This is a genomic window from Kitasatospora sp. NPDC127035 (genome assembly GCF_042726075.1).
GTDB lineage: Bacteria > Actinomycetota > Actinomycetes > Streptomycetales > Streptomycetaceae > Kitasatospora.
Map to the genome: position 1 here is coordinate 35,640 of NZ_JBHXDN010000068.1, position 15,889 is coordinate 51,528.

General features: G+C 71.4%; 10 protein-coding genes. 9 read left to right on the forward strand and 1 reads right to left on the reverse strand.

All coding sequences use genetic code 11. The features are described 5' to 3' along the window. Positions 1 to 33 precede the first annotated feature (33 nt). A complete protein-coding gene (gene eccCa, locus ACFWIC_RS33210; RefSeq protein ID WP_329952538.1) occupies positions 34 to 3,981 on the reverse strand; it encodes a type VII secretion protein EccCa in 3,948 nt (1,315 codons plus the stop codon). A gap of 514 nt (positions 3,982 to 4,495) precedes the next feature. Here eccCa and eccD point away from each other — a divergent pair. From eccD to ACFWIC_RS33255, 9 genes are all read left to right on the forward strand, one after another. Continuing rightward, positions 4,496 to 5,956 carry a type VII secretion integral membrane protein EccD gene (gene eccD / locus ACFWIC_RS33215; protein WP_380520724.1) on the forward strand — a complete coding sequence of 487 codons (1,461 nt, stop codon included), beginning with the start codon at positions 4,496 to 4,498 and terminating at the stop codon, positions 5,954 to 5,956. 196 nt (positions 5,957 to 6,152) lie between these two features. After that, entirely contained in the window at positions 6,153 to 6,443 is a 291-nt protein-coding gene (gene rpsO, locus ACFWIC_RS33220; RefSeq protein ID WP_329877556.1) for a 30S ribosomal protein S15, read from the forward strand. Positions 6,444 to 6,914: 471 nt separating this feature from the next. Then, positions 6,915 to 9,122, forward strand: a complete 2,208-nt coding sequence (locus ACFWIC_RS33225) for a polyribonucleotide nucleotidyltransferase (RefSeq protein WP_329877558.1) — start codon at positions 6,915 to 6,917, stop codon at positions 9,120 to 9,122. 86 nt (positions 9,123 to 9,208) lie between these two features. After that, a complete protein-coding gene (locus tag ACFWIC_RS33230; protein WP_380360661.1) occupies positions 9,209 to 10,585 on the forward strand; it encodes a M16 family metallopeptidase in 1,377 nt (458 codons plus the stop codon). 14 nt (positions 10,586 to 10,599) lie between these two features. Beyond that, entirely contained in the window at positions 10,600 to 11,346 is a 747-nt protein-coding gene (dapB, locus tag ACFWIC_RS33235; RefSeq protein ID WP_329877562.1) for a 4-hydroxy-tetrahydrodipicolinate reductase, read from the forward strand. 25 nt (positions 11,347 to 11,371) lie between these two features. Next, entirely contained in the window at positions 11,372 to 11,878 is a 507-nt protein-coding gene (locus ACFWIC_RS33240) for a hypothetical protein (RefSeq protein WP_380360658.1), read from the forward strand. Beyond that, positions 11,875 to 12,606 (forward strand): FAD-dependent thymidylate synthase, encoded by a 732-nt coding sequence (thyX, locus tag ACFWIC_RS33245; protein ID WP_380520725.1) that lies wholly within the window; start codon positions 11,875 to 11,877, stop codon positions 12,604 to 12,606. Before ACFWIC_RS33240 ends, thyX begins: the two co-directional genes overlap by 4 nt. Before the next feature lie 239 nt (positions 12,607 to 12,845). Further along, entirely contained in the window at positions 12,846 to 13,745 is a 900-nt protein-coding gene (gene dapA / locus ACFWIC_RS33250; RefSeq protein WP_329877568.1) for a 4-hydroxy-tetrahydrodipicolinate synthase, read from the forward strand. Between the two features lie 173 nt (positions 13,746 to 13,918). Further along, positions 13,919 to 15,604, forward strand: a complete 1,686-nt coding sequence (locus ACFWIC_RS33255; RefSeq protein WP_329877570.1) for a ribonuclease J — start codon at positions 13,919 to 13,921, stop codon at positions 15,602 to 15,604. The last annotated feature ends 285 nt before the right edge of the window (positions 15,605 to 15,889 follow it).

Below are 15,889 nucleotides of genomic sequence, written 5' to 3' on the forward strand. Positions count from 1 at the left end.
GTCGGGTCCGTCGTGCATAGCCACGCCGGCGCGTCACGACGCCGGCAGCCAGCCGGTCTGGACCATCTGCCCGCCGGTCACCCGGCGCGAGACGAACACCCCGCGGCCCGGCGGCAGCGCCTGCGGCTTGACCGTGCCCAGCAGCGCCCCCTCGTCCCGGTTGCCGGACAGCAGCACGCCCTGGCCGCCCAGCTCGCGCATCCGCTGCATGAACGGCTCGTACAGCGACCGGCCGGCCCCGCCCGCGCTCCGCGCCACGATCACCCGCAGACCGATGTCGCGGGCGAACGGCAGGAACTCCGTCAGCGCGGCCAGCGGGTTGCCGGAGGCGGTGGCCACCAGCTCGTAGTCGTCCACGACGACGAACATGTCCTTGCCGCTGTACCAGCTGCGGTTGCGCAGCTGCTCGGGGGTCACGTCCGGTCCGGGCAGACGGCGGGCGCACGCCCCGCGCAGCATCTCGACCACCCGGGTCATGGCCGGCTGCGCGGCCGCGTACTCCACCAGGTGGTCCGGCGGCACGGTGCCGAGCAGCGCCCGCCGGTAGTCGCCCACCACGATGCCGGCCTGGTCCGGGGTGTACCGGTCGGTGATCTGCTTGACCAGCATCCGCAGCAGCGCCGACTTCCCGGACTCGGTGTCGCCGAAGACGATGAACAGCGGATCGGTCTCGAAGTTGACGAAGGCCGGTGCCAGCTCCGCCTCGTCGACGCCGAACGCGACGCCCCGCTCCGGGTGCTCGAAGCCCTTCGGCAGCGCGTGGCCGTCCAGCACCGTCGGCAGCATCCGCACCTGCGGCGCGCGCGGGCCCGTCCAGGCGGCGTCGACGGCCGCGACCAGTCCGGCCACGCCGTCCCGGAGGTCGTCCACCGCGCTCGACCCGTCGAGCCGCGGCAGGCCGGTGAGGAAGTGCAGCCGGTCCGCGGTGACCCCGCGCCCCGGGACGGCCGGCACGTTCTGCGCCACCCGGCGGTCCACCTCGGACTCCATCGCGTCGCCGAGCTTCAGTTCGGTCCGGTTCTGCAGCAGGTCCTTGAGCGCCGGCCGCACCTCCGCGTACCGGGCGGCGGTGACGATCAGGTGGACGCCGTAGCCGAGGCCGCGCTGGGCGATGTCCCCGATCACGCCCTCCAGCATCTCGAACTCCTGCTTGAAGGTGTTCCAGCCGTCGATCACCAGGAAGACGTCGCCGAACCGCTCGTCCGGCAGCTGTCCGGCCGCCCGGCGGGAGCGGTAGGTCGCGATGGAGTCGAGTCCGGTCGCCCGGAACAGCTCCTCGCGCCGGTTCAGCACGCCGTGCACCTCGGAGACGGTCCGGCGGACCTTCTCGACGTCCAGCCGCCCGGCCACCCCGCCGACGTGCGGCAGGTCCTGGAGCGACTGGAAGCCGCCGCCGCCGAAGTCCAGCAGGTAGAACTGCACCTCCAGCGGGGTGTGGGTGAGCGCGAACGCGGCCACCGCGGTGCGCACCACCGTCGACTTGCCGGACCGGGGGCCGCCGACGACCAGTCCGTGGCCGGCCGCGCCCGCGTAGTCCTGGTCGAGGATGTCGCGCTTCTGGTCGCGCGGGCGGTCGACGGTGCCGACCGGCACCCGCAGCCGGCCCAGCGCCCCGTACCCGGGTGCGGTCAGCCCGCGTTCCGGGGTCGTCCGGAGCGGCGGCAGCAGCTGGTCCACGCTCGGCGGCGCGTCCAGCGGCGGCAGCCACACCTGGTGCGCGGCCGGGCCCCGGCCCGCCATCCGCTGCACGAACACGTCCAGCACGGTGTCCACCAGGGCGTCGTCCGGCTCCTCGGCGAGCGGCTCGACCTCCTGCACCGGCGGTTCCGACACCGCCACCTCGGCCGCCGTGAACACCACCGGCCGCGCGGTCACCAGCCGGCCGCCGGTCGACCGCTGCTGCCCCGGCGCCCGGTACGGCCCGGACACGTACGCGGCCTTGAACCGCTCCATCACGTCGGTGCCGAACTTGAGGTAGCCGACGCCCGGCACCGGCGGCAGGTGGTAGGCGTCCGGCACGCCGATCGCCGCCCGCGACTCGGCCGCGGAGAAGGTGCGCAGGCCGATCCGGTACGAGAGGTAGGTGTCCAGGCCGCGCAGCTTGCCCTCCTCCAGGCGCTGCGAGGCCAGCAGCAGGTGCACCCCCAGCGACCGGCCGATCCGGCCGATCTGGATGAACATGTCGATGAAGTCGGGCTTGGCGGTGAGGAGTTCGGAGAACTCGTCGATGATCAGCACCAGCGAGGGCAGCGGGTCCAGCGCCGCGCCGGCCGCCCGGGCCCGCTCGTACTCGTGGACGTTGGCGTAGTTGCCCGCCCGGTGCAGCAGCTCCTGGCGGCGGTTGAGTTCGCCCTCGATCGCGTCCCGCATGCGGTCGACCAGGGTGAGCTGACCCTCCAGGTTGGTGATCACCGCCGAGGTGTGCGGCATGTCCGCCATCCCCGCGAAGGTGGCCCCGCCCTTGAAGTCGGCGAGCACGAAGTTCAGGGTCTCCGAGGTGTGCGTCATCGCCAGCGCCAGCACCAGGGTGCGCAGCAGCTCGGACTTGCCGGAGCCGGTCGCGCCGACGCACAGGCCGTGCGGACCCATGCCCTCCAGCGCGGCCTCCTTGATGTCCAGGTGGATGTGCTCGCCGCCGGCCCCGACCCCGATCGGCACCCGCAGTCGCTCGTGCTGCGCCCGCCGGCGCCAGCTGCGGGTCACGTCGAAGGAGCCCGGGTCGCCCGAGTTCATCAGGTCGGTGAAGTCGAGGTCGGAGAGCAGCGGTTCGTCGTCGCCGCCGGCCGACGCCCGGTACGGGGCCAGCTGGCGGGCGAGCGCCTCCGACTGCCAGGCCGACAGGACGTCCGGCTTGCCGGAGTACGTCGCGCCCGACGCCGAGCGGAGCACCAGCGTGTCCGGCGTGACCGTCATGATCAGATGCCCGGTCGGCTCGTCCAGGTCACCGGGAACCACCTCGATGACGGTCACCCCGTGCACGCCCTCGGCGCCGGCCAGCAAGGAGTCGTGCGGCACCGCGGCGCCGTCCGTCACGACGACGACGTGCGGCTGGTCAGGGGACGGCGCGGCGTCCCGGACGAACCGCTGGCGGCCCGCCAGTTCGTCCTGCAGCAGGAACTCCAGCTCGCCGAGGCCGGTGGCGGTCAGCCGGCGCGAACCCGCGCCGTCGTACTCCTTGCGGTGCTGGTTGTGCGGGAGCCACTTGGTCCACTCCCACTCCTCCGCCGCGCCCGGCGCCGCGGCCACCGCCACCAGCAGGTCGTCCGGCGAGTGCAGCGTCGTCAACTGGGCGATCATCGCCCGTACGTTGCCGTACACGGTGTCCGGGTCCCCGCACACCGTGACGTGGTAGAACGCCCGCAGCGAGACCGCCAAGGGCAGGTCCTGCAGGGTGCCGTGGGCCTTCAGGAAGGTCTGCATCGCGGCCGCCGAGAGCGGCTCCAGCTCGTCCATCGGCGCCGTCTGCGGTGCGACCAGCGGGGTGGACAGCTGCACCGGCCCCCGGCCGACCCGAATCTGTGCGAAGTCGGCGTCGCCGGTGCGGCGTTCCCAGATCCGCCGGCCGTCCGCCACGATCGACCAGAGCTGGTCGGGCTCGGGATTGAGGAACAGCTGCGCGCCGCGCTGGCGCTCGGCGGTCCGGCGCACCTGGCGGCGCATCTGCTGCAGGTACTTGAGGTAGTCGCGGCGCTCGTCCGCGGTGGCGGTGGAGCCGCCCCGGCGGACGCGGACGATCTGGGCGAGCACCATGCCGACCGTCGAGACGATCATCAGACCGCCCATGATCTTCATTGGGGCCGGGGCGCCCGGAGAGAAGAAGAAGACCGCAGACCCGCCCATCCCGAGCATCGGCAGGACGCCCATCACCCAGTCCTCGCCGCCCGAACGGGGCAGCTCGGGCGGGCCGACCAGCTCCACCGGCTCGTCCGGCACCGCCGGCGGATAGGCCCGGGGCGGCCGCTTCACCGTGATCACGCCCATGCGCGCCCCACCCCACGACCACGAACGCTTCGCTCGATCACTACGGCATCAGCCCTCACGCCACTGGATCCGTACGGGTGAGGGCGCCCCGTGTGGCGCCGCCCCCGCTCCGCCGACCGCAGGCACCCGGGAGGGGAGCGCGGCCCCGCCCCCGTCGCCTCGCGCAGGGGCCGATCCTACTGGGCGCCCCGCCCCGCCACACCGCCGTCCGCCCACCCGTCCGCCGCCCTGCGTCGAGGACGGGCGCGAGCCGGACGGTAAAGTGACGCTTCGTCAACGTGCGTCCCGGGTGGACCGGTTCCGATCGCAGGCCGCGATCGGAACCGGGTCGAACCGGCCGCCGGCGCACGGCGCGCCGTCAACGCAAACGCCGACGGAAACGTCAACGCAAACGCCGACGGAAACGCCGACGGAATCACCGGCAGAACCATCAGCGGAACCGGCAAGGTCAGCAGGTCGGCAGGGCCGACGAGGGGGAGCGCCCAGTGCGTCGAGCGAACGCGAGGTCCGGGTCATGAACACCTCTGCCACCACCGGCTTCTGCCGGGTCACCGTCGTCGCCCCGGACAGCCGGATCGACGTCGCCCTGCCCGAGGACATCCCGCTCGCGGACGTGTATCCCGAGGTGCTGCGGCTCTCCCACCAGACCCGGCCGGACGGCGCCCCCACCGGATTCCACCTCGTCCGCCGCGACGGCACCGTCCTCGACGGCAGCCTGTCGCTCGCCGCCCAGCAGGTGCGCGACGGCGACCTGCTCAGCCTCCGCCCGTTCGCGGAGTCGCTGCCCCCCGCCGTCTACGACGACGTCGCCGACGCCATCGCCACCGCCGGTGAGACCGACCGCCGGTTCTGGAGCCCCGAACTGATGCGGGCCTTCGGCCTGACCGGCGCGGGCGTGCTGCTCGCCCTGCTCGGCTTCGTGCTCTGGTTCGCCGACCTGCGTCACGACATGCACGGCCTGCCCGGCGTGCTCTCCGGCGTCGTCGCCGTCGTGCTCACCGCCTTCGCCGGCGTGCGGGCCCGGGTCTACCGGGACGCCTGGGCCGGTCTCGCGCTCGGCCTCGGCGCCCTTCCGCACGCCATGATCGCCGGCAGCGGGATCCTCGCCCCGGCCGCGCCCCTGGAGGGCCCCGGCCGGCTCCACTTCCTCACCGGCTGCGTGACCGTCCTGGTCGTCGCCGTCCTGCTGGTCGGTTTGCTGCCCGAGAAGGACGCGCTGTTCGTCGCGGCCGCCTTCCTGTCCGCCGCCGGTGCGCTCGCCGCCTTCGCGGCCGTCCTGCTGCCCGACACCCCGGCCGACCACATCGCCGCCGTCACCGGGGTCACCGCCGTCGCCGTGATCGGCTTCCTGCCCGGCCTCTCCGCCCGCTTCGCCCGGCTGCCCGTCGGATTCAGCGCCCCCGGCCAGGCCCGCACGCGCAGCCGCGACCACGACGAGGAGGCCGACCGCGCCGAACTGGTGCAGTACGAGCGGATCGCCCACCAGGCCCGCCGCGGCCACGAGGTGCTGGTGGGCCTGGTCGGCGGCTGCGCCGCGGTGATCGTCGGCGCCTGCGCGGTGCTGGGCTTCACCGACGGGACCTTCCCCGAACTGCTCGCCCTCGCCCTCGGGCTCGCCACCATGCTCCGGGCCCGGCTCTTCCGCTACAGCGCGCAGGTCCTCGGCCTGACCGTGGCCGGCCTGTCCGGACTCTCCCTACTGGTCGTCGGACTCGCCCTGCACACCCCGCAGTTCGTCCTCCGCGCGGGTGTCGGCTCCACCGGTGCGGACCTGCGCACCGTCTGGCTGACCGCCTCGATCGCCTTCGGCGCCGCGGTCCTCGTCGCGATCGCCCTGGTGGTGCCCCGGCTCGGCGTCTCCCCGTTCTGGGGGCGGATCCTGGACCTGGTCGACAGCCTGACCCTGATGGCGCTGGTCCCGCTGGTGCTGGCGGTCCTCGACGTCTACCGGCTGGTGCGCGGAGCCACCGGCTGACCCGCCCCGTCCTGCCGGGCACCGGCCGTCGTCGGGCGGGATCACCGGCACTGGTACGCTTGGCCTTCGAGCGCAGCCGTGTGTCCGCCCCCGTCGGGGGCGCCGACCGCCGGCCGCGCCCGTCACGACACCGAGTTCTCACAGAGTCCTGTGCCGTAGACCAGGACCGCTTGGTATCACTTCGAAGGAGTTGCACGTGGCTCTCGCCTCTGACGTCAAGAAGCAGATCTTCGCCGAGTTCGGCCAGAAGGAGGGCGACACCGGCTCCCCCGAGGTCCAGGTCGCCATGCTCTCCCGCCGCATCGCGGACCTGACCGAGCACCTCAAGGTCCACAAGCACGACCACCACTCGCGCCGTGGCCTGCTCATCCTGGTCGGCCAGCGTCGCCGTCTGCTGCAGTACCTGGCCAAGAAGGACATCGAGCGCTTCCGTACGCTCGTCGACCGCCTGGGCATCCGCCGCGGTGCCGCCGGTGGCGCCCGCTAAGACCGCCGCTCGGGGCGGCTCCCCACACCGGGGGGCCGCCCCTCGCGCGTATGCTGCGGCCGATGGCCCGGGGCGCCCCTGGCGGCGCCCGAACATAACAACTCGCGCGCACCTCCCCAGGTGCCCGAGGATTGCACCGTAGGGTTGTGGGAAATGCCGGTGATGGCGCTGTCGAGCGCCACCCAGGCAGAAAGACCCCAGACCCCCCGCGGGACGAAGGCTTCAAACGGAAGCCGCCCGCATCCGAGAGAGCGTCCAGACGCGGACCGCCAACCCGGACCCGGCCAGTCGAGAGGCGCCGGTCCTCGGTAGTGGCCGCCGGAAGCCCCGCAGACCGAAGCGGGGCGCACCGGAGGCTTCGATCGAAGACCGGCCCGACTGCCCCCCTCTGCGAAAGAGGGCCAGGGGCCCCCGGCAGACGATGCGCGGGGACGCTCTCCCGGAGAACGTACGAAAGAGGAGATCTTCCAGGTGGAAGAGAACGTGTTCTACGCCGAGGCCGTGATCGACAACGGTTCCTTCGGCACCCGTACCATCCGCTTCGAGACCGGCCGTCTGGCCCGTCAGGCCGCCGGCTCCGCCGTGGCCTACCTGGACGACGACACCATGGTGCTGTCGGCGACCAGCGCGTCCAAGCAGCCGAAGGAGCACTTCGACTTCTTCCCGCTGACGGTGGACGTCGAGGAGCGGATGTACGCCGCCGGCCGCATCCCCGGCTCCTTCTTCCGTCGTGAGGGCCGGCCCTCCGAGGACGCGATCCTCACCTGCCGCCTGATCGACCGCCCGCTGCGCCCGTCCTTCGTCAAGGGCCTGCGCAACGAGATCCAGGTCGTCGTCACCGTGATGGCGCTCAACCCGGACCACCTGTACGACGTGGTGGCCATCAACGCCGCCTCCGCCTCCACCCAGCTGGCGGGCCTGCCGTTCTCCGGCCCGATCGGTGGCGTGCGCGTCGCCCTGATCAACGGCCAGTGGGTGGCCTTCCCGACCCACAGCGAGCTGGAGTCGGCCGTCTTCGACATGGTCGTGGCCGGCCGCACCCTGCCGGACGGCGACGTCGCGATCATGATGGTCGAGGCCGAGGCCACGAACAAGACCATCAAGCTCGTCGAGGGCGGCGCCGAGGCGCCGACCGAGGAGATCGTCGCCGCCGGTCTGGACGCCGCCAAGCCGTTCATCAAGGTGCTCTGCGCCGCCCAGGCCCAGCTGGCCGCCCAGGCTGCCAAGCCGACCGGCGAGTTCCCGGTCTTCCTGGACTACCAGGACGACGTGCTCGCCGCGCTGTCCGCCGCCGTCAAGGACGAGCTGGCGCAGGCCCTCACCATCGCGGGCAAGCAGGAGCGCAACAACGAGCTGGACCGCGTCAAGGCGCTGGCCGCCGAGAAGCTGCTGCCCGAGTTCGAGGGTCGCGAGAAGGAGATCAGCGCCGCCTACAACGCGCTGACCAAGAAGACCGTCCGCGAGCGCGTCATCAAGGACAAGGTCCGCATCGACGGCCGCGGTGTCACCGACATCCGCACCCTGGCCGCCGAGGTCGAGGCCATCCCGCGGGTGCACGGCTCGGCCCTGTTCGAGCGCGGCGAGACCCAGATCCTGGGTGTCACCACGCTGAACATGCTCCGCATGGAGCAGCAGCTGGACACGCTCTCCCCGGAGACGCGTCGCCGCTACATGCACAACTACAACTTCCCGCCGTACTCGGTCGGCGAGACCGGCCGCGTCGGTTCGCCAAAGCGCCGCGAGATCGGCCACGGCGCGCTCGCCGAGCGGGCGATCCTGCCGGTCCTGCCGACCCGCGAGGAGTTCCCGTACGCCATCCGCCAGGTCTCCGAGGCGCTGAGCTCCAACGGCTCCACCTCGATGGGCTCGGTCTGCGCCTCGACCATGTCGCTGCTGAACGCCGGTGTGCCGCTGAAGGCCGCCGTCGCCGGTATCGCCATGGGCCTGATCTCGCAGGAGATCGACGGTGAGACCCACTACGTGACCCTCACCGACATCCTCGGTGCCGAGGACGCGTACGGCGACATGGACTTCAAGGTCGCCGGTACCCGCAACTTCATCACCGCCCTGCAGCTGGACACCAAGCTCAACGGCATCCCGGCGTCGGTGCTCGCCGCCGCGCTGAAGCAGGCCCGCGACGCCCGCCTGCACATCCTCGACGTGATGAACGAGGCCATCGACTCCCCGGACGAGATGTCCCCGAACGCGCCGCGCATCATCACCATCAAGATCCCGGTGGACAAGATCGGTGAGGTCATCGGCCCCAAGGGCAAGATGATCAACCAGATCCAGGAGGACACCGGCGCCGAGATCACGATCGAGGACGACGGCACCATCTACATCGGTGCCGCCGACGGCCCGGCCGCCGAGGCCGCCCGCACCACGATCAACCAGATCGCGAACCCGACCATGCCGGAGGTCGGAGAGCGTTACCTGGGCACCGTGGTCAAGACCACGACCTTCGGTGCCTTCGTGTCGCTCATGCCGGGCAAGGACGGTCTGCTGCACATCTCGCAGATCCGCAAGCTGGCCGGCGGCAAGCGCGTCGAGAACGTCGAGGACGTCCTCGGCGTCGGCGCCAAGGTGCAGGTCGAGATCGCCGAGATCGACCCGCGCGGCAAGCTCTCCCTGATCCCGGTCGTCGAGGGCGAAGAGGCCGGCGAGGCCGCTTCCGAGTGAAGCGCCGCTAGCTGACCCAGCGGCCCGCACGCCCCCGTCGGCGTGCGGGCCGCACCCTGTTGTCCCGCTCCCCATGCTCTCTACGGATTGCTTTCTACGGAGGTACCACCGTGGCCCAGGCCCCGGCGGCGAAGCAGCGCCCCGGCACGACCCGGACCCTGCTCAAGGGCGCGGACGGCGCCGGCACGGTGCGCCGCACCGTCCTCCCCGGCGGCCTGCGCGTCGTCACCGAGACCCTGCCGACGGTGCGCTCCGCGACCTTCGGCATCTGGGTCGGCGTCGGCTCGCGTGACGAGACCCCGCAGCTCAACGGCGCCACCCACTACCTGGAGCACCTGCTCTTCAAGGGCACCGAGCGGCGCAGCGCGCTGGACATCTCGGCCGCCCTGGACGCGGTCGGCGGCGAGATGAACGCCTTCACCGCGAAGGAGAACACCTGCTACTACGCGCGGGTGCTCGACACCGACCTCCCGCTGGCCATCGACGTGGTCTGCGACATGCTCACCGGCTCCCTGATCCGCCCGGAGGACGTCGAGGCCGAACGCGGCGTCATCCTGGAGGAGATGGCGATGGCCGAGGACGATCCCGGTGACGTCGTCCACGACCTCTTCGCCAAGGTGATCTTCGGCACCGGCCCGCTCGGCCGCCCGATCCTCGGCACCCAGGAGACCGTCCGGTCGCTCACCCGCGACCAGATCGCCGGCTTCTTCCACCGCCGCTACAAGCCCGAGCACCTGGTCGTCGCCGCGGCCGGCAACCTCGACCACCGCAAGGTCGTCAAGCAGGTCGAGCAGGCCTTCGCCCCGCTGCTGGCCCGCTCCGAGGCCGCCCCCGCCGAGGCCCGGCGCGGCGTCAAGGCGCTGCGCACCGCCGGCCGGGTGGAGGTGCTCCAGCGCACCACCGAGCAGGCCCACCTGGTGCTGGGCGTGCCCGGTGTGCCCCGGCACGACGAGCGCCGCTGGGCGATGGGCGTGCTCAACGCGGCCCTCGGCGGCGGCATGAGCTCGCGGCTCTTCCAGGAGGTCCGCGAGAAGCGCGGCCTGGCGTACTCGGTCTACTCCTACTCCTCCTCGTACGCGGACAGCGGCCTGTTCGGCATCTACGCCGGCTGCCAGCCCAAGCGGGTCGAGGAGGTGCTGCGGATCTGCCGCGAGGAGCTCGCCAAGGTGGTCGCCGAGGGCATCACCGAGGAGGAGCTGCACCGCGCCGTCGGCCAGATCTCCGGTTCCACCGTGCTCGGTATGGAGGACACCGGCTCGCTGATGAACCGGATCGGCAAGGCGGAGCTCAGCTACGGCCACCACCTGTCGGTGGACGAGATGCTGGCGAAGATTGCGGCCGTGACCCTGGACGACGTGCACGCCGTGGCCCGTGATGTGCTGGGTGCCCACCGGCCGTCGCTCGCGCTGATCGGTCCGATCAACGACAAGCGGGCCGCCCGGCTCGCCGACCTGCTGGTCTGAAGGGACATCTCACCATGACGCTGCGTGTCGCCGTGATCGGCGCCAAGGGGCGGATCGGCTCGGAGGCCGTCAAGGCCGTCGAGGCCGCCCCGGACCTGGAGCTGGTCGCCACCCTCGGGCGGGGGTCGGAGCTCTCCGAGCTCACCGACGCCGGCGTGCAGGTCGCCGTCGAGCTGACCCATCCCGACTCCGTGATGGACAACCTCGACTACTGCCTGCAGCACGGCATCCACGTGGTCACCGGCACCACCGGCTGGACCGACGAGCGGCTGGCCACCGTCCGCGGCCGGCTCGACGGGGCACCGGAGCTCGGCCTGCTGATCGCGCCGAACTTCTCCATCGGCGCCGTGCTCGGCATGAAGTTCGCCCAGACCGCGGCCCGGTACTTCGAGTCGGTCGAGGTGGTCGAGCTGCACCACGACCACAAGGCCGACGCGCCCAGTGGCACCGCCACCCGCACCGCCCAGCTGATCGCCGCCGCCCGCGCCGAGGCCGGCCGGCCGCCGCAGCAGGACCCGACCACGCACGGCCTGCCCGGCGCCCGCGGCGCCGACGTGGACGGCGTGCCCGTGCACGCCGTCCGGCTGCGCGGCCTGCTCGCCCACCAGCAGGTGATGTTCGGGGACACCGGTGAGACCCTCACCATCCGCCACGACTCGCTGCACCACAGCAGCTTCATGCCGGGCATCCTGCTCGGCGTGCGCAAGGTCGTGGAGACGCCCGGGCTGACCCTCGGCCTCGAACACTTCCTGGACCTGTGACCGTGTCCGCCCCCCGGAGCGCGTCGTGACCTCCCGTACCGGCTTCTTCGTCCTCTCCGGCGTCCTGCTGCTGGTCGCCCTGGTCTGCGTGGGCGAGGGTGTCCAGCTGCTCGCCACCGGCAAGCCGCTGGGCATCGGCCTGGGCCTCTGCGCCTTCGTCGTCCCGGTGATCGGCGTCTGGTTCCTGCGCCAGACGGTCCGCTTCGGCCGGTACAGCGAGCGGCTCGCCAAGGAGCTGGAGGCCGAGGGCGGCCTGCCGGTCGACGAGCTGAAGCGCACCACCGGCGGGCGGATCGACCGCGCCTCGGCCGATGCGGTGTTCGCCCGTCGCCGGGCCGAGGCCGAGGCGGCCCCGGGGGACTGGCGGGTCTTCTTCCGCCTGGCGGTCGCGTACGCCGACGCGGGCGACGTGCCGCGCGCCCGCAAGACCATGCAGCACGCGATCCGGCTGCACCGCACCGCGGGCGCGACCAGTACCACCGGCACCACCGGCACCACCGGCACCACCGAATCCGCGAGGAGTAACGCGTGAGCGACCGCACGACGGCCCCCCAGTTCCGCAGCGACGTGACCGTGGACCTGGTCCGCAGCGCCGCCGCCGACTCGGACGTCATCTGGGCGGCCCGGGTCTCGACGGCGGGGGAGCAGTCCCTGGAGGCGCTCCAGGAGGACCCGGAGAAGTCCAAGGGCCTGATCAACTACCTGATGCGGGACCGGCACGGCACGCCGTTCGAGCACAACTCGATGACCTTCTTCATCAGCGCGCCGATCTTCGTCTTCCGCGAGTTCCACCGCCACCGCAGCGGCTGGTCCTACAACGAGGAGTCCGGGCGCTACCGCGAGCTGGAGCCGGTCTTCTACGTGCCCGCCGAGGAGCGCAAGCTGGTCCAGCAGGGCCGCCCGGGCCGGTACGAGTTCGTCGAGGGCACGGCGGAGCAGCACAGGACCGTCACCGCCTCGATGGAGGCCGCCTACCGCGAGGCCTACGAGCGGTACCAGGAGATGCTGGACGCGGGCGTGGCCCGCGAGGTGGCCCGTGCGGTGCTGCCGGTCGGTCTCTTCTCCTCGATGTACGCGACCTGCAACGCGCGCTCGCTGATGCACTTCCTGTCGCTGCGCACCAAGCGGGAGAACTCGGCGGTCCCGTCGTTCCCCCAGCGCGAGATCGAGATGGTGGCCGAGCAGATGGAGGAGCGGTGGGCCGAGCTCATGCCGCTCACCCGTGCGGCCTTCGAGAAGCACGGCTGGGTCGCCCCCTGACCTGCGAAGACGAGCAGATGGGCGGAGTGTCGAGCATGTCTGGATTGCGGCATTTCTGACCTCTCCCTACGCTCGTGAACACGGATTCCGGTGCTGCTTGAACCCCCGAGCACGCAGCACCGGAATCCCATGTCCGCGCTGTTGGCGCGGCCTCCGGTGCGGCCGCCCGAGCGGCGCACCTGTCCGAACCCTGGACCGGCCTGGGTACCGCCCCACCGCCTACGAGTAGCTTTGGACGCATGGCTCCGACCTCCACCTCCCAGACGCCCTTCGGCCGGGTCCTGACCGCGATGGTGACCCCGTTCACCGCCGACGGCGGCCTCGACCTCGACGGCGCCCAGCGCCTCGCCGCGCACCTCGTCGACTCGGGCAACGACGGCCTCGTCGTCAACGGCACCACCGGCGAGTCCCCGACCACCAGCGACGCCGAGAAGGCCCGGCTCGTCCGCGCGGTGGTGGAGGCGGTGGGGGACCGGGCACACGTGGTGGCCGGCGTCGGCACCAACGACACGCACCACAGCGCCGACCTGGCCCGCCAGGCCGAGGCCGCCGGGGCGCACGGCCTGCTGGTCGTCACGCCGTACTACAGCAAGCCCCCGCAGGAGGGCCTGTACCGGCACACCACGCACATCGCCGACGCCACCGGCCTGCCGGTCATGCTGTACGACATCCCCGGCCGCAGCGGTGTCGCGCTGAGCCACGAGACCCTGGTCCGGCTCGGCGAGCACCCGCGGATCGTCGCCAACAAGGACGCCAAGGGCGACCTCGGCGCCGCCGCCTGGGCCATCGCCCGCTCGGACCTGGCCTGGTACTCCGGCGACGACATCCTCAACCTGCCGCTGCTGTCGGTCGGAGCCGTCGGTGTGGTGAGCGTCGTCGGACACCTGGTCGCCGCCGAGCTGCGGGCCATGGTCGAGGCCTTCCTGTCCGGCGATGTGGCCAAGGCCACGGCCGTCCACCAGCGCCTGCTGCCGGTCTTCACCGGTATCTTCCGCACGCAGGGCGTCATCCTCACCAAGGCCGCACTGGAGCTCCAGGGACACCCCTCCGGGCCGCTGCGGCTGCCCCTCGTCGGCGCGACTCCCGAGGAGATCGCGCAACTGAAGAAGGATCTCGCCGCCGGCGGGGTAGACCTGTAACAGACACAGACGTGCGCGCCCCGGCTCGCCGGACCCTCACGGGTTCGCCGCTGGACCGGACCGAAGGCGCGAATGCACAGACCCAGTAGGAAAAACCGACACTGAGTACGCACGCCATATGTCTCGCGGGGGAGGACCCCCGGGCATATGGCGTGCGCCGTGAGGAGAGTCTTTTGAGCCACCCGCATCCCGAACTCGGCGCACCCCCCGCTCTCAAGCAGGGCGCCCTGCGTATCACTCCGCTCGGCGGTCTCGGCGAGATCGGCCGCAACATGACGGTCTTCGAGTACGGGGACCGCATTCTCATCGTCGACTGCGGCGTCCTCTTCCCGGAGGACGAGCAGCCCGGCGTCGACCTGATCCTCCCGGACTTCACCTACATCCGGGACCGCCTCGACAAGATCGACGGCATCGTCCTCACGCACGGCCACGAGGACCACATCGGCGCCGTGCCGTTCCTGCTCCGGGAGAACCCGGACATCCCGCTGATCGGCTCGAAGCTCACGCTCGCGCTGATCGAGGCGAAGCTCGCCGAGCACCGCATCCGGCCGTACGTCCTGGAGGTCAAGGAGGGCGACCGCGAGCGGATCGGCCCCTTCGACTGCCAGTTCATCGCGGTCAACCACTCCATCCCGGACGCGCTGGCCGTCGCCGTGCGCACGCCCGCCGGCATGGTCGTCGCCACCGGCGACTTCAAGATGGACCAGCTGCCGCTCGACGGCCGCCTCACCGACCTGCCGGCCTTCGCCAAGCTGGCGGAGGAGGGCATGGACCTGCTGCTGGTGGACTCCACCAACGCCGAGGTCCCCGGTTTCATCCCGAGCGAGCGCGACATCTCGGTCGCGCTGCGAAACGTTTTCGCGAACGCCGACAAGCGCATCATCGTGGCCTCGTTCGCGAGCCACGTGCACCGCATCCAGCAGGTGCTGGACGCCGCGCACGAGTACAAGCGGAAGGTCGCGTTCGTCGGCCGCTCGATGGTCCGCAACATGGGCATCGCCCGCGACCTCGGGTACCTGAAGGTCCCCGGCAACATGGTCGTCGACGTCAAGCAGCTGGACGACCTGCCGGACAAGGACGTCGTGCTGATCTGTACCGGTTCGCAGGGCGAGCCGATGGCCGCGCTGTCCCGGATGGCCAACCGCGACCACCAGATCCGCATCGTCGAGGGCGACACCGTCGTCCTGGCCTCGTCGCTGATCCCGGGCAACGAGAACGCCGTCTACCGGGTCATCAACGGCCTGACCCGCTGGGGCGCCAAGGTCGTGCACAAGGGCAACGCCAAGGTGCACGTCTCCGGCCACGCCTCGGCCGGCGAGCTGCTGTACTTCTTCAACATCTGCAAGCCGCGCAACCTGATGCCGGTCCACGGTGAATGGCGTCACCTGCGTGCCGCCGCCGATCTCGGTATCGCCACCGGCGTGCCGCGCAACCGGACGGTCATCGCCGAGGACGGCGTCTGCGTCGACCTGGAAGGCGGCGTCGCCCGGATCGTCGGCAAGGTCCAGGCCGGCTACGTGTACGTGGACGGCTCCTCGGTCGGTGACATCACCGAGGCCTCGCTCAAGGACCGCAGGATTCTCGGCGAGGAGGGCTTCATCTCCTGCTTCGTGGTGGTCGACTCCACCAACGGGAAGATCGTGGGCGGCCCGAGCATCCAGGCCCGTGGCTCGGGTATCGACGACGCCGCGTTCGCCCCCGTGACGGCCAAGCTGCAGGAGGCGCTCGACCGTTCGGCCGGCGACGGTGTCCTGGAGGTCCGCCAGGTCCAGCAGCTCGTCCGCCGGATTCTCGGCAAGTGGGTGGCGGACAACTACCGCCGCCGACCGATGATCCTGCCGGTCGTCGTCGAGGTCTGAGCCTTCGGCTCGCGACCCCTTGACCTCGGTTTGACGTGGGGCAGCCCGGTGCGTAATGTTCTCCGGGTTGCCCCACGGGACGGCCCCGGCAGAAGTTCTCGAACGAAATTCGAGAACGGAGCGCGGAAAACGGCCCGAAAAACTCTGCTAGAGTTCGGGAGCGCCGAAAGGCCGAAGCAAATCGGATGAATGAAACTCCGGAAAACGGAGCGGAAAACGTCTGGTAAGCTGGAAACACGAAAGAACGAAGCGCCCGGAGGGCCGGTGTGAAAGCCGCCTGAAGGA